30 protein-coding genes are annotated in these 20,357 nt (G+C 44.3%); 23 read left to right on the plus strand and 7 right to left on the minus strand.

Going from position 1 to position 20,357, the window contains the following annotated elements:
• The first annotated feature begins 67 nt into the window (after positions 1 to 67).
• The 3 genes from KUH03_RS08720 (at position 68) to KUH03_RS08730 (ending at position 1,615) form a co-directional block, all read left to right on the plus strand.
• Positions 68 to 589: a hypothetical protein gene (locus KUH03_RS08720; RefSeq protein ID WP_257092562.1), complete on the plus strand. Its 522-nt coding sequence runs from the start codon at positions 68 to 70 to the stop codon at positions 587 to 589.
• A 223-nt stretch (positions 590 to 812) separates the two neighbouring features.
• Positions 813 to 1,424 carry a hypothetical protein gene (locus KUH03_RS08725; RefSeq protein ID WP_257092564.1) on the plus strand — a complete coding sequence of 204 codons (612 nt, stop codon included), beginning with the start codon at positions 813 to 815 and terminating at the stop codon, positions 1,422 to 1,424.
• A complete protein-coding gene (locus KUH03_RS08730) occupies positions 1,394 to 1,615 on the plus strand; it encodes a hypothetical protein (RefSeq protein ID WP_257092566.1) in 222 nt (73 codons plus the stop codon). The genes KUH03_RS08725 and KUH03_RS08730 overlap by 31 nt, the downstream gene beginning before the upstream one ends.
• Positions 1,616 to 1,963: 348 nt before the next feature.
• Here the strand turns inward: KUH03_RS08730 and KUH03_RS08735 are convergent, their stop codons facing one another.
• Positions 1,964 to 2,134 carry a hypothetical protein gene (locus KUH03_RS08735; protein ID WP_257092568.1) on the minus strand — a complete coding sequence of 57 codons (171 nt, stop codon included), beginning with the start codon at positions 2,132 to 2,134 and terminating at the stop codon, positions 1,964 to 1,966.
• A 158-nt stretch (positions 2,135 to 2,292) separates the two neighbouring features.
• A complete protein-coding gene (locus KUH03_RS08740; RefSeq protein ID WP_257092569.1) occupies positions 2,293 to 2,445 on the minus strand; it encodes a hypothetical protein in 153 nt (50 codons plus the stop codon).
• A gap of 551 nt (positions 2,446 to 2,996) precedes the next feature.
• Here KUH03_RS08740 and KUH03_RS08745 point away from each other — a divergent pair.
• The 20 genes from KUH03_RS08745 (at position 2,997) to KUH03_RS08840 (ending at position 17,725) form a co-directional block, all read left to right on the plus strand.
• Positions 2,997 to 3,677, plus strand: a complete 681-nt coding sequence (locus KUH03_RS08745) for a hypothetical protein (protein WP_257092570.1) — start codon at positions 2,997 to 2,999, stop codon at positions 3,675 to 3,677.
• An 11-nt stretch (positions 3,678 to 3,688) separates the two neighbouring features.
• On the plus strand, positions 3,689 to 4,612 hold the full coding sequence (locus KUH03_RS08750) for a leucine-rich repeat domain-containing protein (protein WP_257092571.1): 924 nt from the start codon (positions 3,689 to 3,691) through the stop codon (positions 4,610 to 4,612).
• Positions 4,613 to 4,940: 328 nt separating this feature from the next.
• Positions 4,941 to 5,144 carry a hypothetical protein gene (locus tag KUH03_RS08755; protein ID WP_257092572.1) on the plus strand — a complete coding sequence of 68 codons (204 nt, stop codon included), beginning with the start codon at positions 4,941 to 4,943 and terminating at the stop codon, positions 5,142 to 5,144.
• 35 nt (positions 5,145 to 5,179) lie between these two features.
• The gene (locus tag KUH03_RS08760; RefSeq protein ID WP_257092574.1) at positions 5,180 to 5,344 is read left to right on the plus strand and encodes a hypothetical protein; all 165 of its coding nucleotides are present in this window, start codon (positions 5,180 to 5,182) and stop codon (positions 5,342 to 5,344) included.
• A 276-nt stretch (positions 5,345 to 5,620) separates the two neighbouring features.
• Positions 5,621 to 5,785, plus strand: coding sequence for a hypothetical protein (locus KUH03_RS08765; RefSeq protein WP_257092577.1), 165 nt, complete (start codon positions 5,621 to 5,623; stop codon positions 5,783 to 5,785).
• Positions 5,786 to 5,809: 24 nt separating this feature from the next.
• Positions 5,810 to 6,157, plus strand: coding sequence for an RNA polymerase sigma factor (locus KUH03_RS08770; RefSeq protein ID WP_257096792.1), 348 nt, complete (start codon positions 5,810 to 5,812; stop codon positions 6,155 to 6,157).
• Positions 6,158 to 6,233: 76 nt separating this feature from the next.
• The gene (locus tag KUH03_RS08775; RefSeq protein ID WP_257092579.1) at positions 6,234 to 6,956 is read left to right on the plus strand and encodes a FecR family protein; all 723 of its coding nucleotides are present in this window, start codon (positions 6,234 to 6,236) and stop codon (positions 6,954 to 6,956) included.
• Between the two features lies 1 nt (position 6,957).
• The gene (locus KUH03_RS08780) at positions 6,958 to 7,434 is read left to right on the plus strand and encodes a FecR family protein (protein ID WP_257092581.1); all 477 of its coding nucleotides are present in this window, start codon (positions 6,958 to 6,960) and stop codon (positions 7,432 to 7,434) included.
• Positions 7,435 to 7,580: 146 nt separating this feature from the next.
• Entirely contained in the window at positions 7,581 to 8,006 is a 426-nt protein-coding gene (locus KUH03_RS08785; protein ID WP_257092583.1) for an STN domain-containing protein, read from the plus strand.
• The gene (locus tag KUH03_RS08790; RefSeq protein WP_257092585.1) at positions 8,003 to 8,833 is read left to right on the plus strand and encodes a carboxypeptidase-like regulatory domain-containing protein; all 831 of its coding nucleotides are present in this window, start codon (positions 8,003 to 8,005) and stop codon (positions 8,831 to 8,833) included. The genes KUH03_RS08785 and KUH03_RS08790 overlap by 4 nt, the downstream gene beginning before the upstream one ends.
• A 95-nt stretch (positions 8,834 to 8,928) precedes the next feature.
• Entirely contained in the window at positions 8,929 to 10,005 is a 1,077-nt protein-coding gene (locus KUH03_RS08795; RefSeq protein WP_257092587.1) for a hypothetical protein, read from the plus strand.
• Positions 9,897 to 11,105 (plus strand): TonB-dependent receptor, encoded by a 1,209-nt coding sequence (locus KUH03_RS08800; protein WP_257092589.1) that lies wholly within the window; start codon positions 9,897 to 9,899, stop codon positions 11,103 to 11,105. The genes KUH03_RS08795 and KUH03_RS08800 overlap by 109 nt, the downstream gene beginning before the upstream one ends.
• 10 nt (positions 11,106 to 11,115) lie before the next feature.
• Positions 11,116 to 12,264 carry a hypothetical protein gene (locus tag KUH03_RS08805; protein ID WP_257092592.1) on the plus strand — a complete coding sequence of 383 codons (1,149 nt, stop codon included), beginning with the start codon at positions 11,116 to 11,118 and terminating at the stop codon, positions 12,262 to 12,264.
• Positions 12,265 to 12,272: 8 nt separating this feature from the next.
• Positions 12,273 to 13,016 (plus strand): RagB/SusD family nutrient uptake outer membrane protein, encoded by a 744-nt coding sequence (locus KUH03_RS08810; RefSeq protein ID WP_257096794.1) that lies wholly within the window; start codon positions 12,273 to 12,275, stop codon positions 13,014 to 13,016.
• A gap of 117 nt (positions 13,017 to 13,133) precedes the next feature.
• The gene (locus tag KUH03_RS08815; protein ID WP_257092594.1) at positions 13,134 to 13,445 is read left to right on the plus strand and encodes a hypothetical protein; all 312 of its coding nucleotides are present in this window, start codon (positions 13,134 to 13,136) and stop codon (positions 13,443 to 13,445) included.
• A gap of 217 nt (positions 13,446 to 13,662) precedes the next feature.
• Positions 13,663 to 13,944 carry a LacI family DNA-binding transcriptional regulator gene (locus KUH03_RS08820; protein ID WP_257092596.1) on the plus strand — a complete coding sequence of 94 codons (282 nt, stop codon included), beginning with the start codon at positions 13,663 to 13,665 and terminating at the stop codon, positions 13,942 to 13,944.
• A complete protein-coding gene (locus KUH03_RS08825) occupies positions 13,920 to 14,693 on the plus strand; it encodes a substrate-binding domain-containing protein (protein WP_257092598.1) in 774 nt (257 codons plus the stop codon). Before KUH03_RS08820 ends, KUH03_RS08825 begins: the two co-directional genes overlap by 25 nt.
• A 158-nt stretch (positions 14,694 to 14,851) precedes the next feature.
• A complete protein-coding gene (locus KUH03_RS08830) occupies positions 14,852 to 16,309 on the plus strand; it encodes a hypothetical protein (RefSeq protein ID WP_257092599.1) in 1,458 nt (485 codons plus the stop codon).
• 58 nt (positions 16,310 to 16,367) lie between these two features.
• Positions 16,368 to 16,628, plus strand: coding sequence for an alpha-L-fucosidase (locus KUH03_RS08835; protein ID WP_257092601.1), 261 nt, complete (start codon positions 16,368 to 16,370; stop codon positions 16,626 to 16,628).
• Positions 16,517 to 17,725 carry an alpha-L-fucosidase gene (locus KUH03_RS08840; protein WP_257092603.1) on the plus strand — a complete coding sequence of 403 codons (1,209 nt, stop codon included), beginning with the start codon at positions 16,517 to 16,519 and terminating at the stop codon, positions 17,723 to 17,725. Before KUH03_RS08835 ends, KUH03_RS08840 begins: the two co-directional genes overlap by 112 nt.
• A gap of 75 nt (positions 17,726 to 17,800) precedes the next feature.
• Here KUH03_RS08840 and KUH03_RS08845 read toward each other — a convergent pair whose 3' ends face one another.
• From KUH03_RS08845 to KUH03_RS08865, 5 genes are all read right to left on the minus strand, one after another.
• A complete protein-coding gene (locus KUH03_RS08845) occupies positions 17,801 to 18,280 on the minus strand; it encodes a TlpA disulfide reductase family protein (RefSeq protein ID WP_306429711.1) in 480 nt (159 codons plus the stop codon).
• On the minus strand, positions 18,250 to 18,951 hold the full coding sequence (locus KUH03_RS08850) for a hypothetical protein (RefSeq protein WP_257092604.1): 702 nt from the start codon (positions 18,949 to 18,951) through the stop codon (positions 18,250 to 18,252). The genes KUH03_RS08845 and KUH03_RS08850 overlap by 31 nt, the downstream gene beginning before the upstream one ends.
• A 148-nt stretch (positions 18,952 to 19,099) precedes the next feature.
• Positions 19,100 to 19,810, minus strand: coding sequence for a RagB/SusD family nutrient uptake outer membrane protein (locus KUH03_RS08855; protein WP_257092606.1), 711 nt, complete (start codon positions 19,808 to 19,810; stop codon positions 19,100 to 19,102).
• A gap of 35 nt (positions 19,811 to 19,845) precedes the next feature.
• Positions 19,846 to 20,079 carry a RagB/SusD family nutrient uptake outer membrane protein gene (locus KUH03_RS08860; protein WP_257092607.1) on the minus strand — a complete coding sequence of 78 codons (234 nt, stop codon included), beginning with the start codon at positions 20,077 to 20,079 and terminating at the stop codon, positions 19,846 to 19,848.
• A 13-nt stretch (positions 20,080 to 20,092) separates the two neighbouring features.
• Positions 20,093 to 20,317 carry a hypothetical protein gene (locus KUH03_RS08865; protein WP_257092609.1) on the minus strand — a complete coding sequence of 75 codons (225 nt, stop codon included), beginning with the start codon at positions 20,315 to 20,317 and terminating at the stop codon, positions 20,093 to 20,095.
• Positions 20,318 to 20,357: the final 40 nt, after the last annotated feature.

A 20,357-nucleotide genomic window follows, 5' to 3' on the forward strand; every position in this document is an offset into this window, starting at 1 on the left:
GAACTTCCTTATCCTGATCTTGATACTGTCGCTTGGTTGTACCATCCAGGCACAATTACGTCCGGCAATGCAGCAAACACTTGACTCACTGGAAACGCTACGGATCAGGAACCGACCAAAGGATGTACTGTATCTCCTCGAAAAGTCAATCGAAAGAAAAGATAATACAGCCGATGAGCTAGCCTATCTCTATGCCCATCAGAGTTTAGCCTATGGCAACACAGACAGTTTGCTCTTAAGCAAAAGGAGCTTGGACAATAGCCAACGATTTGCCCAGGAAGCCAAGACAAACGAGGCCAAAGCCATCGCATATCGTGCAGAGGCAGCGTTAAACCGGCAATTGGGGCTGCCTGATGAAGTTACCAAAAGCGCCCTGAAAGGATTGCAGCTATTGGAAAAAGCGATAAAGATCTCCCTAATAAATACGCGCTCAACTACCTGCTTTATGGCGTGTACAGCCGTTGGGGGATCACGGGAAAATGAATCATTATATTCGCAAGTGCGAACAGTATGCGCTGCAAGACCACAATTACAATGCACTTGTGAATGTCAACAACGGCCTATCGAGTATGTTCCAAGCCAGATATGAGAAACAGCAGCAGCGGACCTTACTTGACAGCAGTTTCAACTATCTTAAAAATCATTTGATTTCCATCAACAGTACCCCAGCCATATCAGCGCAAACAGTTTTGTGATTACCTGCATCAATCTGGCCAACTTTTACTTTGAGTTTTCCAAAGATCCATTAGCTGAACGCAGGAAGCAGGCATTCTATTACCTCGGGTTCGCCGAAAAAGAACTTAAAACGAATCATGCCTGCAGAATATTGGGTCAATGTATTTGGCATCAAAAGCGGCTTTGCCTTACAGGAAAACAACCTGTCTCTCGCCGAGCAGTACCTATTGCAGTGTATCAGCCAGATCAAACAGGATGGTAATAACTTTTACAAATCAGAATATACGGTATTCAAGCAGCTTTCGGATATCGCCAACAAAAAGAATGATCTACGAACTGCATTCAGCTACCAGACGACTGCCGAACAGCTGTTGAAGAAAACCTTTGATCAACAACAGATTTTCAATACCCAGAAACTCGAAGTACAATACGAAAGCGAAAAGAAAAAACCAACAGTTGAAATTGCTGAGCCAGCAGGCGGAATTCCGCAAAAACAGAATTACCTGTATGGCGGCATTGCATTGGCTTTGCTTGCAGGACTGTGTTTTATGTTCCGTTCATACCACTTTAAACTACGTTATTCTATCGAGCGCGAACGAAAACTACAACAGGAGCATGAAGAAACCGAAAAAGGGCAGCCATTCAGCTGCAACTGGATCGAGAAGAACAGGCGCGCCTCCGGGCCGAACAGGAACTGTTGGAGCTCAAACGCAAGCAATTGGAAAAAGAGGCCCTCGCCAACTCGTTGATGATTGAACATAAAAACGATATGCTTCAGCAAATAAAAACCCAGTTGAATGAAAGCGACGCTAACCCTATAAAAAAACTGCTGAAGGAAGGAATGCTGTTAAGTGCCGATTTTGAGGCTATCACCAAGCAAATCCAGCAGCTGCATCCTGATTTTTTAGTCAGCTCTCGGCCAAAGCAGTTAAGAAACTGACACCACTTGATTTAAAATACTGTGCCTATCTGCATCTACAAATGAATACCACACAAATTGCGCAAGCCCTTCATGTAGAACCTCATAGCGTGCGCATGTTTAAATATCGGCTGAAGCAAAAATTTGGGTTGAATAAGGATGTTGATCTGGAAGAATTTTTAAGGTCTTGCTCTTAAATTATTCCATAAATACCAAAACATTGCCCATCCAATTGCAAGATCAGTCATAGTATCAAACAAAATGGTCATCATAACCATAGATCTTTAACGAAGCCAGAGGGAGACAGTCCAAAACCTATAGTCCCGTCCTGTCTTTCCCTGCACAGTTTTTTTGGCCTGCCGCGCTGCCTTAAATCGAAAGATTAAGCTCCGCGATGTTACCCAATGCCTGGGTCTCAGTTAGATCAACACTTTTTGCTGTACGCGCCACTTGATACAGACCCGCAATAGGTAATACAGCGGTAAAATCTTTGGCCCCCGTGTTTAAAGTTGAGCACCCCGGATATGCGGATATGAACACCTTTTAGATGATCAATCTTTGCCCCTTTCTTTATGACCTTAAAACGGACAGATACATTTTTTGGAGCAGCAGCTCCTCAAATGAAACCAGCAGCATATGTTCGAGATTGACATCCAAAGCTGAATGTAAAGGTTTTACCTTTTTTATGACAACATTTTTCAATGTATCGTTTGTACGCTCGGCATTGAAAATAAAGACGCCACTTTTGCATTTCGATCGCCGCTATATTGCCCCGGGTGTTCCTGAACCATATAATCGACCGCAATCTTGACATTTGCATTAAACCGTAGTGCTAATTGTTTTTTCTCCAAAAAAAGCTCCCAAAAAAATAAATAGAATAACTAGAATACCCGTAACCATAAAACATGTGTTTAATATAACATAGATAGATGGCACAAAAGTAGCGGTTTTTTGTTTCTTAATGAGCATACATACAGCTCTTAACCAGATTCATATAGCAAAAAATGCAAAATTGTAATTTATAAGCTACAAATCACGCATACAAAAATGCATTTCAAAAAAGTCGTTATAAACAAGCATAAATCAGCAACCTTCCCCATCGATTAAATCAAATTGTCCCTCGAATTATGCCGCGCAAATATCACCACAAGCAAAACGAATCGTAAACAAAGTCTCACGGATATAAATAGACAAAAAAATGCCCCGTTTTAATGCGCATATTTGCTTAAGCAAAAGACAAACGAGCAATGATGGTTATAAAAATGCTTAGACCAGTGCGCTACGTTTCGCCTTATTTGGACTGAAACAGGGAACAAAAAATGAAAGCAGCAGAAATTTTTGACCAGATTGGACATCAAATCGCCACACATTATAAAGCATTAAGCTTTAAATACAGCAAGAAATGGGGGTAAAGAAAACAACGGATGAATATGAATATAGTATACGCTTTCATTCGGCCGAAGGAAACAGCAAAACGAAAATAGCCCTTTTCACCACATTCGTGATAAGCTGCAAAACGGTAAAGAGCGACTGGAATACTGCCACAGGTTTGATTTCAATCTCGTTATGGGATTTAGGTTACTACTATGAGATTGGTGAAATATACAGCCTAGAGCAAGCTTATACGGATATTTGCAGACATGCCGAAGTATTATTTATTCCATTTATCGACGTGTTTGAAAACCATGCCAATGCGCATTTGGGTGAATGGATTGAGCAAGGGTTTTTAGGAAAAATTCCGAATGATTTATATCGCTATCCACATCTGGATTATACCACACACAAACATTATTGGGCTGGAAGTAAATTTCTAGCAGAACACAATGAATTTGGGTTTACCATTTCCCTGCGTTATATACTCGAAAAATTCGGCCAGCATCCGGCTGAAAAATGCCTGAATAATTACTACCAGTCACTTAACGATGAATCCAAAAGGTATTTTTCACAAGCCTATCAGGCCGAGAAAATCAGTACAACACAACCCTGGGATTGTGACGATCAACATAGGCCTGACGTCGAAATCGTAAAATACGCTGTCAAACAAGGATTAACATTAAACATCTCAGCATCAAGCAAAGGATAAAACACTAAAATATGAAAAAGTATATAATCGTTTTCAGTCTCACCCTACTTACTTTGGCTGCATCTGCACAGAAGAAAAAGAAAGCAAAATTTCCAGAACCTAAGCGAGTAGAGGTAATCCCTGTGATCGAAGCAAGCCCGGTTACAGAAGACTCTTCTGAGCCTGCCGTCTTTGCTGCGCCGATGCCTACCACGAGTACCCCTACTATTCATGCTACAACAACCGGCGGAAAGGAAATACACTTCCAGGGTATCGAAGAATTTAAAAATGCAGATCTATCGACCTTGAAAGAACTGTCTTTTAGTACCATGGTCTCGGGAAAAACGATTGAAAGCAGTCTTCTACAGAAGATCGTGAACGAGGGCACACAATTGGAAGTTTTGACAATCAACAATTTCGCGTTGGATGTTTTTCCAGAAATCAAAACGCCCAATCATCGGTTGAAAAAGCTGTCATTAACGCAAAATCAGTTAAAAACACTTCCGGCCAGTATTTCCAATCTTACCGCACTTGAAGGTTTCGATTGCAACAACCCGTTGACAGCATTACCGGCATCATTTGCACAGCTCAAAAATCTACAGCAGCTCGGACTCAACAGCTACATGTTTACGGCCTTTCCAAAGGAAATCTTTAGCCTCAATAAATTGTCCGTGTTATATCTATCGCGCAATTACAAAAGTAAACCGGAACAGACGGAGCTTCCTGATCTGTTTCAGCAGCTACCCGAATTGAAAGAGCTCGGTATAGAAAATGCGGGACTATCTGCCCTGCCAAAATCTATTGCTACACTTAAAAAATTAGAAAAAGCTAATTTTTCCTACAACAAATTTACTTCCTTTCCCGAAGTACTGGCATCAAATCCCAAACTGACCTATATCCCTTTACCAATAATCCCCTGCAATGGGAGCCGTTTTTGGCTTCCGTCAAAAAAATAAAATTCGGTGGGTTGTTTTTCTTGGAGGAAACAGGTCTTACCAAAAAACAATACGAAGAGATTCAGGATATCCTGACCAAAACAGATGTCTATTATGACGGCATGAATGATTAAAATTCATAAGATCCGCCAACGATATATTTAGGCAGTCCGGTCAAAAGCCAGGCTGTCGCAATCTTCCTTTATCTATGCATATGCACCTGAATGCATCAAGGAAAATCGAAGAAGACATTGGCATCGGTAAATTTGCTGTGACTCTCCGATTAATTTTGTATTTTGGATACTTATAAACTAAATCGCTATTCGTTGCATCACATTAATTCGGCATTATGAGCAAAAGTTTAAGTTATCTACTTGTTGGGATGAGCCTACTATTCCTTTTACCACAGCTAGCCTGCCAGGAAACGACGCAAAAAAATCCGCAAGCCCCGGAAAAGCGAGATACCGTAACGCTTTCCCAATTGTATTTTGACAAGGTAAAATTTAAGTATCTGCCAAAAGAACTCGAAGGCAGTATCAAAAAGAAGGCATAAAGTCTGACGGTATTGTTGATGATGCCGGTCTGGACATGGTCCAAAGTGTCTATTTCAAGAGCTATCTTAATCCGGACAACGATCTGCTTGAAGCAGCAGTCAGAATCTATACGCTCCCCACAAAGGAATATCTGGACGAAAGAACAGAAGCCTGTGCAAAAGCCATAAAAAGACCAACTGCCTCTCCGCGATTACAGTAGACCGGTTTCTGATTCTTTTCTCCGCATCTGATTTTGACGCTGCGTCTGTAAACCGCAAAATATTCGAGGATTTCTATCTGCCCAAAGGCGGCAAAATCATCTTTCAGGCCCAAAATGCACTTTAATCGGCATGAAAACCGGCCAACGGCAATTGTCACCCCATGTAGTTCAAACGATCCCGATTCAAAAGTTTAGCATATTTTCCTATATTTATGCCATGCTCCAAGAGCTCCTATTATGTCAATTGCTTAATACATCTTAAATCACTTGGAAAATTTGCAGACATCTCTACCTTATGATATTGAATCGCTTTTTCAACGGTATTACAAACAGCTCTGTCTGTTTGCAAACAATATACTGCATGACGAAGCGTTGGCTGAAGATATTGTCCAGAGCTTTTCGCTGGACTCTGTGAGGGCGGAATGCCTTGCCCGAAGATGAGGGGGCACGCAAGGGCTATCTTTTATTGCTGTCCGAAACAACTGCCTCAAACAGATCCGAAGCGAAAAAGTAAAAAGCAAGTACTTCGATCAGCTCGATAAGGACATGATCGAAGAACAGACGATCATGGATGCCATGATGCAGGCTGAAGTTATCAACCAGCTGATGGAAGCGATCAACCAATTGCCACAAGGCTGTAAGCAGGTGCTGCATATGGCCATTTTTGAAAAGCTCTCCAACGATGAAATTGCCAATAACCTGACCATTTCCATTAATACCGTCAAAAGCCAGAAAAAAAGAGCGATACAGCTTTTACGCACGCGTCTGGATAGCCGGATGCTAGCACTCCTATTATTTTTACTACCTGATTAACAATACCTTATACTTTTTCTTCATTTTTCCTTCCATCCTTTTACATCCCTTGTGGCTCTTTTAATCAAACAACCGATTGAAGAACATGAAGGATCAGCAATTTATACTAGTAGATTACTTAGTAAAGCACTTTAGTGGAACACTAAGTCAGACAGATATCCAGTCCCTTCAAAAGATCTTTGAAGATAATCCTACCTTGCGCGATCATTGGGAGAAATATACCAGTCAAGGTGTCAAGTCCAGCGATGCCCAGTTTTGGAATAGTCTTGACCTCGATCAGGCAAGAACTAAAATCTTAACCTATGAACCTGCCAAATCCGCAATCCGATCAGTCGGCATTCGCAGCATCCGAAACCTAAAAATCTATGTGAGTATAGCTGCCAGTCTGCTCGTCATTATTGGCGCCGCGCTGCTCCTGAATACGACACATCAGGACAAGCAGATTGTTGCCGATCAGGTGTATCATTATAAAAATGATGTTTTACCTGGCGGGCAGAAAGCTACACTGACACTTTCCGATGGTAAAACCATCGCACTATCGCACGAACCAGCCACCCTGCAAGAAAAGAATGGCGAACAGCTCCAAATTACAGATGGACAGCTTCACTATAAAACTAACAACGAACAGGCGGAACTCGCCTCCTTAAAAAATACCTTGACAGTGCCGGCCTCCGGATTCTACCGGATGGTACTGCCCGATGGCACCAAAGTCTGGGTCAATTCCGCATCGGAGCTGAGCTACCCTTTGGCCTTCGGCAAATCGATCCGACAGGTAGAACTGCGGGGAAGCTTACTTTGAGGTGGCGCACGAAAAAAATCGACCATTTATTGTCCGTACTGCCCATGGTGATATCAAAGTCCTAGGGACAGCTTTCAATCTAACGGCATACAACAGTAGTTCATCCAAGGTCACCCTAATCAATGGCAGTATCCAGCTGACCAATAAAAACAAAACTACAAAACAGCTAATCCCTGGGCAAAAAGCTGAATTTGATGGCAGCGACATGCGCGTCTCCCAAGCGAATATTGAAAAAGAAACCGCTTGGCAGCAGGGTTACTTCTATTTCGAGCATGACAAGATACAGGATATTATGGAGCAACTGGCGCGATGGTATGATATTAAAGTCATTTATCAGGGTCAGATCACCAAGAAAACCTTTGGCGGAAGCATTAGCCGAAGCGTCAGCCTGGCCGAAGCCTTGGAATTAATAAAACGTGGTGCCGGAGTTGAATTCGTCATTGACCAAAAAACCGTGACCGTAAAGAATAAGAATTAAAAGACAAGCAATTACTAAAGGAGGACCAATCTATGATCTAAATATTTACTCGACCAAACTTAGCACTACCGAGTTATACGGTGCTGACCAAGGGTGCATAAGTACCTGAATTAAAACCACAAAAACCAATCCTATTACTGATAAATATGAATAATTTCAAAAATTACTTTTTCGGGAAAGGAACGACCGATCATCGTTTTTCACCCCTTATTTCGAAAAAGGTCAAAGCCACCTTATTTCTGGGTTTACTATTTACCTATGGTGTATATGGTAAAACAGAAGCACAACAGGTCACCATGCATGTCAACAAAGGGAACCTGAAAACTATCTTTCAAGAAATCAAGAAACAGACCGGCTACCATTTCTTTTATGACGAAAGTCTCTTTAATGGCTTAAAGGTGGTGAGCCTCAATGCAAACAATCAAGAGCTCGAAACTGTCCTTAAGGAACTATCGGACGAACTGCCAGTGACGTTTGAGATCCACAAAAAACATATTGTTGTCTTGCCAAGTGCTCAAAAAATACTGTCCAGGTACAACAGCAACAACAATACAGCATTAGAGGCAGATTGACTGCCAGAAAAGACGGAGCCCCTATTGAAAATGCAACGATAAGCTTAAATGGAACGACGACCAGAACATCTTCGGATAGCAAGGGTAACTTTTCACTTAAATCTTCATCCGCAGAGGGTACACTGACAATTTCCCACCTTTCCTTCAAACCACAGACCATAAAATTCAACAGTACGACCGCAAGCGATTTAGCCATATCGTTAGAAGAAAACGACAGTGCACTGGAGGAAGTTGTGGTTGTCGGCTTCGGTACACAAAAGAAAGTCAATTTAACAGGGGCCATTGCGCATGTCGGTAAGGAGGCTTTTGAAAATCGGCCCGTCGCCAATATCGGTCAGGCTTTACAGGGCCTTGTCCCCAACCTGAACATTACCTTTGGAAACGGTTCACCAAACAGTACGCCCGGATTTAACCTGCGCGGCGGTACCTCCATGAACTATAATGCAAATACACAGGTCTTTGAATCCGTCAATGGCGATCCTTTGATCATCATCGACGGCGTAGAAAGTACGACCGGTGCCCTGAATCAGCTCAATCCAAATGACATCATGGACATGTCTTTTGTCAAAGATGCATCTGCGGCTGCGATCTATGGTACCAAAGCGGCATATGGGGTCATTTTGGTCCGTACCAAACGGGGAGAGTTTAATCAAAAAGGCAAAATAGCGTACAACTTCGACTCAATTTCGATACGCCATCCGGGCTCCCCGATATCCTCAACGCCTATGAGATCCAAAAATCAGGTATGGACAGAACATTATGGACAAATGGCAAACCCGGTACTGCAGATGAAAAAAACTGGAGATGATCCAAAAGTACATGGATAATCCCACGCCAGAAAATGCTTGGTATCAGGAGGAAACAGCATCATTTGGGTAGCCAATGTCAACCCCTTTGAGGAAGCGGTCAAAAATGGACACCGATGCAAAAACATACCCTCAATCTCAGTGGTGGTGCCGAGTCCATTAACTACTATATTTCCGGCGGCTTACAGAATCAGTCGGGTATGTACAAGATCAACACTGATAAACTGAAACGCTACAATGCCCTGATGAATATCAATGCCAAGGTGAACAGCTGGTTCAGTGTTTTTGGAAAGATAGGTTTTGATCAGACTAATTTCAATAGCCCTTACATCGTTGGTGGTAAAGGAAGTATATGGGCTGCCATGATGGGCGAAACGAACAAAAATATCAATATGCCCATCCAGACCGGGCCGAATGATCCTCTGCCAAATACCTATACCGATAATATCCTGGCCTGGCTGAGCTATGGGGCCAACAACCAGTCCACGGATAGAAGGGTATCGCTATTGATCTCGCCCGAATTTACCTTGATACCGAATGCCCTGAAACTAAAGGCAGACCTCAGCTATCAGCCGCAGTCTTACAGCCTGAACCGCTACAGTCCCAAGTTTAACCAAGTCGTGGACTCCTGGCAATTAACCTCCCAACAGGCCGAAGCTGCGGAAAATAGAGCCTATTTTGACAACAATAACACTAATAAATACCTCATTAATATCTATGCTGATTATAAGAAAACCTGGGCCGGGAAACATAATTTTTCCACTGTAGTTGGTTACAATCAGGATCAGACAAAATTTAATCAGATCACCAATACCTTCCGAAAATTGATCTCTCCAGATATCCAGAACCCTGATGCTGCCGAAGATCCATCTTTACATACCGTATCCCGAAATGCATATACACTAGCTGGACGTGCCATGTTCGGACGTGTGAACTACAACTTCGCCGAAAAGTATTTTTTTGAGAGCAATCTCCGCTATGATGGCAGTGCGAAGTTTACTGAAAAAGACCGATTTGTAACATTCCCTTCCTTCTCGGCAGGATGGCGGATATCGCAGGAGAATTTTATGGAAAGTACAAAAAATTGGCTCAACGAACTAAAACTGCGCGGAAGCTGGGGAAAACTGGGCAATCAGCCCTCATCCATCTATCCATATCAGGCGACAATGGCTACGGAAAGGCTCCTTATCTAATCAATGGGCAACAGATCGTCTATATCAACCCGCCGGGACTGGTATCACCTTACCTGACCTTCGAGAAAGCCAGAACCTGGAATATCGGCTTGGATGGTACATTTCTCAAAAATCGCTTGGATGTTACCTTTGAATATTACAACCGGAAGACCACCGATATCCTGACGGACGGCAGCGCTTCATTTCCGACGACATTGGGGACTGCTGCACCGTTGGAAAATTCAGGGATACTCGAGACAAAAGGCTTCGAGCTTTCTTTTCTTTGGAAGCAGACCATTAACAGCGACCTCCGCTATCGTGTAGGCCTTAACCTATCTGACTATCTGACCAAAGTACAGCATTATGCTGCCAATACCACGATGATGATTACCAATTCTTCGAACAGGGAGGTGATGTATGACGGTAAAACAATCGGTGAAATATGGGGATACCGTACCGGCGGCATACTGCAGGAAAGTGATTTTGCCGGACGAAACGAATCAAATGGCAACTGGATCTACAATGGCGCTAATCAGGGCAACGTTTTTCCGGGTTATATCTGGTATCAGGATCTTGGCGGACCAGAAGGGATTCCGGACGGTAAAATAGATGCCGGATTGAATACCCTGGCCAACCCGGGTGACCGCGTTGTCATCGGAAATTCCACACCACGTTATCGCTTTGGTATCACCGGAAATGTGCAGTACAAAAATTTCGATCTTGATTTCTTGTTCCAGGGTGTACTCAAGCGTGATATCTGGGCCGGCTTATCATCCTACTGGGGCGGTGGCGCCGGGTCAAAATGGATGTACGAACGTTCCTGGACGCCTGAGCGTACCGATGCGGAGTTTCCGATGTATGGCTTATCTGTAAACTCTGTAAACGTGCAGGACCGGTACCTGATCAATGGCGCCTACCTCAGACTGAAACAGGCGGTATTGGGCTATACCTTGCCCAATCAGCTGACCAAACGATTTGGCGTCGAGCGATTACGCTTCACACTTGCCGGTTACAATATCTTTGAAGTCACAAAAATACCGACAATTTTTGATGTCGATCAGATCTCTGCCGATTATCCACAAAAGCGGTCTATTGCTTTTGGTGCTCAAATTGTCTTCTAACTAAACTATTATGAAAAAGAACATATTCAGATTCATCGTCATGGCTGCCGCAACATCCCTGTTGTTGACCCAATCCTGTAACGATAAATTTTTACAACTAAGTCCCGAAACCGATCTATCGCGGGACAACTCATTACGTACTGAGACGGAATTAACTTTATACCTGAATAACCTTTATGCCAGTTATATTCTAGGGCATGGTACAGGCTGGGCAGATGCCAAAGTCAATCCCAATGTTGTCGGCGGCAGCCATTTGCTGGCCAGCGATTTTATGACCGACAATATGGTCCGCTATGGCAATATCGACCGTATGCTGGACAACACCTTTATTCCACCAAATGCAGGCACCTCGGTCGATTGGACATGGGAAAACCTGCGTTCGGTCAATTATTTTATCCAACACTATACAAACGCTTTGCCCGCGGTCAATAACGACATGACCCGGCTAAACAAATATCTTGGGGAAGCCTATTTCTTTAAATCCATGGATTATTACCGCAAACTTATGCTGTTTGGGGATGTGCCCTGGCTTTCCAGTGACCTCAATATCGACAGCAAGGAATTGTACAAACCCCGGGATAAGCGCACCGTGGTTGCCGACTCCCTGATGAAGACTATCGATATGGCCATAGCCGGGCTAGAAGGCATTAACGGTCGTCCGGATGGACGTATTAATCAGGACATGGCTTTGTTTTTAAAAGCGCGGATAGGTCTGTTCGAAGGCTCCTTCCGCACGTATCATAACGAATTGTCCTTACAAAGTACAGCAAAATCTTTCCTTGAAGCGTCTGTGGATGCCTGCGAAAAAATCATCGCCAGCGGACGTTATCAGCTCTATGCCACAGGTGACAGCCCCTATTGGAAAATGTTTACTTTCAAGAAAGACCCAACTTCGGACGGTAACAAAGAAGCAATCCTGGCCCGGGTATACGATGGTACTGTGGTAGGCCATGCGACCCAACGTTATTGGGACCAGAACAACAGTCTTTCGGGTGCACGGCCAGCAGGCGGGGCCACACGAGGTCTCGTAGACGAGTATTTATGTATCGACGGTAAACCGATTTATTCTTCGGGATCGGCCGGCAACTACACCGCCAACCCCTATTCAAAGGCTATGACGGGCTATGGTCCGAACTTGAAAACCGCGATCCACGCCTGAAGCAAACCATTAATTATCCCGGTGAAAACCGCTCCCTGTTTAACAGAACGGATGGGACCACCAGTCTCGAAAAAAATGGGATCACCTATCCCCGACTGTCCTATAATGTCGGTGGCGGAACGACAGTAACGGGCTACCTTCCCATTAAACACTGGATGGGTGATCGGCCCGAAAACGAGGCGACAACAAACGGCCAGCAAACGGCTATCGAATTCCGCTACGGCGAAGTGCTGCTGATGTTGGCCGAAGCAAAAGCAATCTTAGGTACGCTGACCCAGAATGATCTGGACCGGACGATCAACCTGTTGCGCCAGCGCGCAGGATTTGACTTTGCAAAATATCCAGGCAGCAAATTAGAGCTTGGCAACCCGCCTGCGGATCCTAGGCTGGATGAGATCTATGCCACCAAACTTGATTACGCCGTTAGCCCCATCATCCGTGAAATCAGACGTGAACGTCGTGTAGAAATGGTCTTGGAAGACCGCCGTTACGAAGACCTGATGCGCTGGAAAGCCGGCAATCTGATGACCGTTCCCCTACGTGGAATGAAATTTACAGCGGAAAAAGGAAAACTATACGATGGTACACATACCGCCAAACCGATTATTGCCTTAAAAGAAGAAGTCAATAAAGATATCTTTTGGATAACAATGGATTTATTATCGCCTATCCAAGAAGTGCAAACATCAGCAATGGTACTGCGCTATGGGCAGATTACCGCTATTATTGGCCCTTACCTTTATACGACCTGACCCTGGAGGGCAATCAGCTGGTTCAGAATCCGGGATGGTTGGGCGCAAAATAATGAGGATAAAAAGAAACAACATTATGAAAATTAGATCAAATATATACCTGTTAATAGTCTGTCTGTGCGGAAGCCTGGGTTTACATTCCTGCAAAAAGACCTTGGTCCCATCAAAGACAATTTAACCGTAAGGGAAGCTATACTTTCGGGAGGATTTATGCAGATTCCCGTTAAAATCGGAACACCGCTGCAGATCAATCTGGCAGTCAATCCTGGAAACCGTACCGTAACCACGGCCACGTACAGCAACAAACATCCAGAAATTGCCAGCTATAGTACGACAGGGCTGATTACCGGCCTGAGCGTTGGCAGAGATACCGTTACTATACAGTCCGGCGAATTGAATGTCTGGTATATCGTCAATGTAACGAACTAATAGCCGACAGTCGGTCAAAAAAATGGTAGAGGTGACCATCGCGTTAATTTAGCGTGTTTAGTTTGACTATCAGGCCGGATGGCCTGATAGTCTTCTTTATTGACCCGGAAATATCTCAGCCAGAAACCAGCGATAGTATATAGGAGGTATCAAAGCGATCAAGAATGATCGCCTGAAGTTTTTCAATTCGGACTTTTCAAAAAAGCAATTCCAAAATATGAAAAAAATAACGATAAAAGATATTGCCAAGGCCATGGGGTACTCCATAGGCACCATATCCAAAGCGCTCTCAAACAGTCATGAAATAAGCCCGGTAACTAAAGTTGAGATCCAAAAATTTGCCAATGAGCATGGCTATCAATCCAATCAATATGCTAAACTATTGCGTAAGGGGCGAACAAATATTATCGGAATGATTGTTCCTTCGATCGGCAATCCGTTTTCTCACAGATTCTCGAAGGCATTGAAAGAGAGATGTCAGAAACGACTTATAACCTGATCATTATGCAGAGTGCGGACGACCCCAATCTTGAATTGAAACATTTAGAGATGTTATCTAAAAAGGGTGCAGATGCTGTCGTCATTGCAGCTACAGGAAATCATCTTTCGTTAAGATATCTCCAGCGGTTAAAAGATGAGGGTACCCCTATTGTCCTTATTGACCGGACCAATTATGCTATAAATACTTATAAAATCGGAATAGACAATTTTAAAGTGGTTTACCAAGGTATTTCTCAGTTGGTCAATCGGGGCAAGAAGAAAATTCTGTTTATTTCCAATCTGTCGCCGGGAACATCAATGGAGCGCCGGCGCGGTTATATTCAATGTCTGCGGGATTTTGACATTACTTACAATTCAGATTATCTCCTTTCGATAGCAACCAATGGCGGAAGAATGGAGGTGCTGGAGCAATTAAAAAATAAGCTCATACATCTCGTTAATTCAAGTAGCCCGCCCGAAGCAATTTTTACCGCCTCAGATCAACTTACCTATTTAACGTTAGAGGCTTTACATGCCATCGGAATAGCGGTACCAGATCACTTGGCCCTGATCGGTTTTGCTAATTTTCAGTACACCAATATTTTTCAGCCGTCATTATCAAGCATTGTACAGCCTTCGCATGAAATCGGCTCTCAGGCTTTCGCTATTCTCAGTAAAATTTTGGACAGTTCGGATAACGAGATTGTAGCAGCCTACCAAAACATTGAGTTACAAGCTTCTATTCTGACACGCAAATCCTCTGAATAAAGTATATCAATTGAAACGTTTTCGCAGATTACGCAAACGTTTGACTTAAACGAAAACTGTTATAAATCAAAATATATTTTCTACTATAGATATGTCTTTTGGTTGGCCCTTACTAACCAATACCCATTAACAATTATAGATTATTTATTTTAAAAATTATGAGAAAACAAACAAAAAAATGGATGCAAATCATTCAGGGAATTGCATTGTCCGGCACAGTCCTGTCACTTTTTTTCGCCTGTTCAAAGCCATTGCCCGAGCAGAATCCTACAGAAATCCGACGGACAAAGGCGTCCTCGAACGGTGTTATCGATACCTCCCTGGCCAATCTTACATTTGTAACTAATCCCGTAAACCTCAATATCATTATGTTTGTACCCACAGACAATCCAGCTTTACCCGGCTACAAAACACGGCTATCTCAGCTGTTTGTCCATTTCCAGGACTGGCTACATAATGAAATGGGACGCTATGGCTACAGCAATTATCTGGGCCTGGCAAAAGATTCTACAGGTCTGGTCAATATTATTGAAATTCCGGCGGCGGGAGCTCAAGCGGACTACCCCTACAGCTCAGCTATTTCAGCTGGTAAAATTATAAATGAGATCAATGCATACAAAACCAGCCATCCGGGCCAATTTTCATCCAACAATCACTATTTAGTACTTTTGCCAGCAAGAACAGACGGAGATGGTAGCCAGCCATTCTATGGCTATGGAAAATACTGCTTTGCTGTGGATAATTCCTCCATGTCCGTCAATGGAATTCCAAATCCAAGTTCAAACTACCTCGGCGGTATGCTACATGAATTAGGACATGGATTAAACCTACCCCACAACCGCGCGAAATATGTCAGTGAAGAACCTACATTGGGTACATCACTGATGGGAAGCGGCAATGTAAGCTTTAGCAAGGGACAGCCTACTTTCCTAACCGGCTCCGATGCCGCAATTCTCAGTAGAAATGAAGTTTTTCAATCCGCGGTGGCGACGGCCAGTCCTTACCAGGCACCCAGTTATTCCATACAACCTCAATTTGCAATTGACAACAGTCAGCAAAAAATCTTTATTACAGGAAATTATACCTCTAATTTACCTGTGAGCGAGATATTGGTCTATATGGATCCCAATGTGAACAACGAAGGTACTGGAGCCAACAAAGATTACAACGCCGTCACATGGAAATTTACGCCGCTTTCCTCCGGTAACATCCAAGGAACCATAGACCTCAATGAACTCTACTACAAAGGCAATACACCTTACGAACTCAAAGTAAAATTATTATTGCAAAATGGATACACAACCTCCAATGTTTACGACTTCAACTATGTCAACGGGCTTATGACGACCAATCAAGATTCGGTATATACCTATTCCAATGCATCCTATGCCGGTGTAAAAGGAAGCTTTGGTAAAGGGCAGTATACCACATCGGATTTGTTGGCAAAAGGTGTGACCGACAATAGCATCTCTTCCATTAAAGTTGGAGCAAATGTTAAAGTCACCTTATACAACGGGAATAATTTTACTGGCGATAGCCTCGTCGTGACCTCTTCGTCTTCCTATCTCTCGACTTTCAACGATAAAGTTTCATCCATGAAAGTACAAAACCGCTAGCGAGGGCCGAGAGCAACGATATACATTCATTTTTAGAAACATAAAAACAATCCTGCTTTTGCTATTTGCTCTGGCAGGATTAAACCTGTCTGGCCAGCCCGCTACTTGGTTTACCGATGGCAAATTTGGTCTATTTCTGCACTGGGGTCTGTACTCCCAGACGGCAGGCGACTGGAATGGGCATCCCACCAAAGGGGTGAACATTTTATGCTCTACGAACGGATCCCCGTCAAAACCTATGCGAAGATCGCCGACCAGTTTAACCCCACCGGCTTTGATGCCGACCGTTGGGTGCAGATGGCCCATGACGCCGGCATGAAGTATATTGTGATCACCGCCAAGCATCACGATGGCTTTTCGATGTACAATTCGGCCGTCAGTGATTATAATATTGTCAAGAGGACGCCCTGGGCCAAAGATCCGATGCTGGCGCTTGCGGTAGCCTGCAAGAAATACGGGTTAAAGCTCTGTTTCTATTATTCCCTGGGCCGCGATTGGGAAAACCCCGATGTACCGACCAACTGGCCGACAAAAGCCGGTCGCAGCAATACCTGGGACTATCCCAATGAAGATGCCAAAGACCTCAACAAGTATGTCGAGAACAAGGTCAAACCGCAGCTTCGTGAACTGCTGACACAGTACGGTCCGATCGGTATTATCTGGTTTGACACGCCGGAGCTAATCACCAAAAAACAGAGCCAGGAGATCCGTGATCTGATCCATTCCATCCAACCCCAGTGCATTATCAACAGCCGGATCGGCAATGGTCTCGGCGATTATGCCGTCGTTGAGCAAACATTGGTTTCGACAGCACGAAAGAATTGGGAAGCCTGTATTACGATGAGCGAAAATTGGGGCTACAACCGGCACGATCACAAATGGAAAAGCCCCGAACTGCTGGTGCGCAATCTCATTGAGGTGGTGAGCAAGGGCGGTAACCTCCTGCTCAATGTCGGCCCCAAAGGTGACGGTAGCTGGCCAGTAGAGAGCCAGGAAAACCTGCACGCTATAGGTGCCTGGATGAAGATCAACGGCGAAGCACTATATGGTAGCAGTGTCTGGGCCGGGAATAAAGAAGTTGCTGCAACGCAAACAGAACAGAAAGAATCCGAAAAGGAAAAAGCAGGTATGAAAGATGCCGTCAATGATGCGACATCCAAGGAGATTGTCGCCGACTACCGCTTTACCCAGAAAGGCAATGTTGTCTACCTCTTTGTCCGAAACCCAGCAACAGCGAGGGTTGACATTCCGGAGCTTGCCAAAAACAAACTTGCGATCCGTTCGATCAGTCTGCTTGGCAACACATCGAAGGTCACATGGACACAGGGCAAAGAAGCCCTAACACTGACGTTACCGACTGTCAAAGATCAGCGTATACCAATATACGTTTATAAAATCCAGCCAAAGCATAATTAATTAAAATCCCTGACAACCAAAATGTAACACGTAAACGCCTGAGGTTTCTAGACTCAGGCGTTTGTGTTATTGGATTTATTTCCAGTTTTTGATTATTTCGCTCATCTTATCAAAGGAGGTTTCGCCGCCGCCCGTACTTCGGTAGACGATCTTGCCATTGGGATCCACGAGGATCTTTGTCGGAAATCCGGTGATATTCAGACGCAGGACAAAATTGTTGCTACCTTTGTCGTTCAATATTTGCACCCAGTTGAGCTCGTGCTGCTCGATGGCTTTGCGCCAGCTCTCATTTTTATCGGACGCGATGCCCAGTACACGTAGCTGATCGGGATAGCTGTCTCTCAGTTTTTTCAGATCAGGCACATCGGCCATACAGGGACCACACCATGAGCCCCAAAAATCGATGAGATAAAATTTACCTTTCCAGCTGTTTGAGTCGAATGCCTTACCATCATAGGTATTGCTGCTGTTTATCTGGAAGATGGATTTGCCTACATCGTATTTGCTGCCCTCTACCCGATTCTTTAAAGAGCTATAAAAGGCGAGCTTCGATATGCCTTATCTACGGTAGGTAACAGTGCCTCCACTGTCTCGATCGTGACAATCTCCCGGACCAGCATATCTTCAAGGTAATAGAGGCCGGCTACAGACGAAACGTTCTTCTTTAGAAAGTCGTTCATGTATTTAGCGGCTTGGGCATCGATCTGTTCTTGCTCAGCTGCAAGACGTTTGTTTAGCGCCGCATCTGAAGTGTCTTTTGCCAGTTTCAGCTCGATATTAGCCGATTTATTCAACAGCGGGTGATACCCCTTATTTAATGCACTAATCGTATTATTCTCTTTATCTCCGCTAGGATATACCTCGGCAAAGTCGGATAGCTTTCCTTTGAGTAATACCTTGCCACCCGGCATAGCGACAAACCAGATGGATTGGCTTTTGACAGGGATATAACCCCGGTCGACACGCTTAAAAAGCGATTCGGTCGGCAGGGTGAGCCGTACGATTAAGGGTATAGAGGTCGTGTCCTGATAAAATATCTGCCCGTTTTTAGTGCTGCCTTTTTTGTAATAGGCATCGGTCACACCATTCCAGATGGTCATGTTGTAGGTGCTGTCCTTAAAGTCAGCGATCTGGGAGGTCACCGTAAATGTTTTGCTCTGCCCAAAGCTATGCAGGTTGCTGGCTACCAGTAGGCCTGTTAAGACAAGTAATTTTCTGAATTTCATGATTGTATTGATTCGCTAAATAATTTTTTCTAGTATGGATTCTGTTGTATCTGTCCCTTGCTGGCATCGATCTCTACACCATTGATAGGTACGAGCAGATGCTTGCTTTCCAGGGTGTAGGTTTTTGGCGTATTGAGATCAACACCTGTTATACTGACCTGGTAGAAATCTCTTTTACAGTGATATCATCCGCAGCATAGTCGTTGACACTAAATCGGCGTATATCGTACCAGCGCATCACAAACGGAAGCTCACGGCGCCGCTCGGCGAGCACCTGTTTGATGGCTTCGTCTTTGTTAGAAGCCGTAAGCGCACTATAAGTAGACATGCGTTTTTGACGTAGGGTATTGACGGCTGATAAGGCGTTCGGAACATCGCCTTTACGGGCCAGCACCTCGGCTTTGTTGAGCAGCATCTCTGCCCGGGTAGGACCTGAAACCAAGGTACTACCATCGGTAAACATGGTGTACCGATACGCTGCTGGTGTCACGACACTGAAACGTCGGCCGCCATTAGGGATCATCAGGTGCTTGTAACGGAGGTCGTTGGCCTGATCGTATAGGGCCACCAATGCGCTGCTCGGACTATACCATTGCGCACCTGTGTATTGATAGCGGCTGTAATAGAGCTCGCCCCAATAGAGGTATTTTGCGGCATTCCAGTCGTTTAACTCACTGTACTTGAGCGTTGCAGCCGGATTGCTGTAGGATACGCTTCGGCCTGGTAGTAAGGTATTATAGTCTACTAACTTTACGGTGCCGGACTCCAGTGCCTTGTTTGATTCGGCCAAACTCTTATCATAGTCGCCAGTGAATAGATAATAGCGGCTCATGAAAGCGGAAATGGCTTTTTGGCTCACACGCCAGGTCTTTCTAGGATCGACATCGGCCTCGGTTACTTTTTTGCCTCTTCGATATCGGCCAGGATAAAATCGTAGGTTTCTTTCAAGCTGGCACGTTTTAAGGATTCCTCGTAATCCACGGTACGCTTTAAAGGCAGTCCTAAGCTATTCATATTGGCCGCAGCGTATGGCGCACAGTAGTTGTTGACAAGGATCCAGTAAGACATCGCCCGGATAAAATGGGCATCTGCTTTTACCCGTCTGCGGCTGGCCTCATCACCGCTCACCAAGTCTATGTTTTTAAAATGACATTTGCGGTGAAGATCTTTTATATTCACCGCTCCACAGCTCGTCTGTAGCAAGGTTTTCAATACCCTCCGGAGAGGATACATAGCGTTGGAGATTATTGACGGTGAAAGCCGTCACATTGTTTTTGTACAGCTCCTTGCTGATCTCGGTATCATCGGTAGCGTAGGTGGCAGCGTAATTCTCCTCTCTGGAAAATGCAGTCGCGTTATCTACCAAGGCCTCTAACTGATCTACGGTTTTGATACTGGCCTGTTTT

It is taken from the genome of Sphingobacterium sp. E70 (genome assembly GCF_019285695.1).
GTDB lineage: Bacteria > Bacteroidota > Bacteroidia > Sphingobacteriales > Sphingobacteriaceae > Sphingobacterium > Sphingobacterium detergens.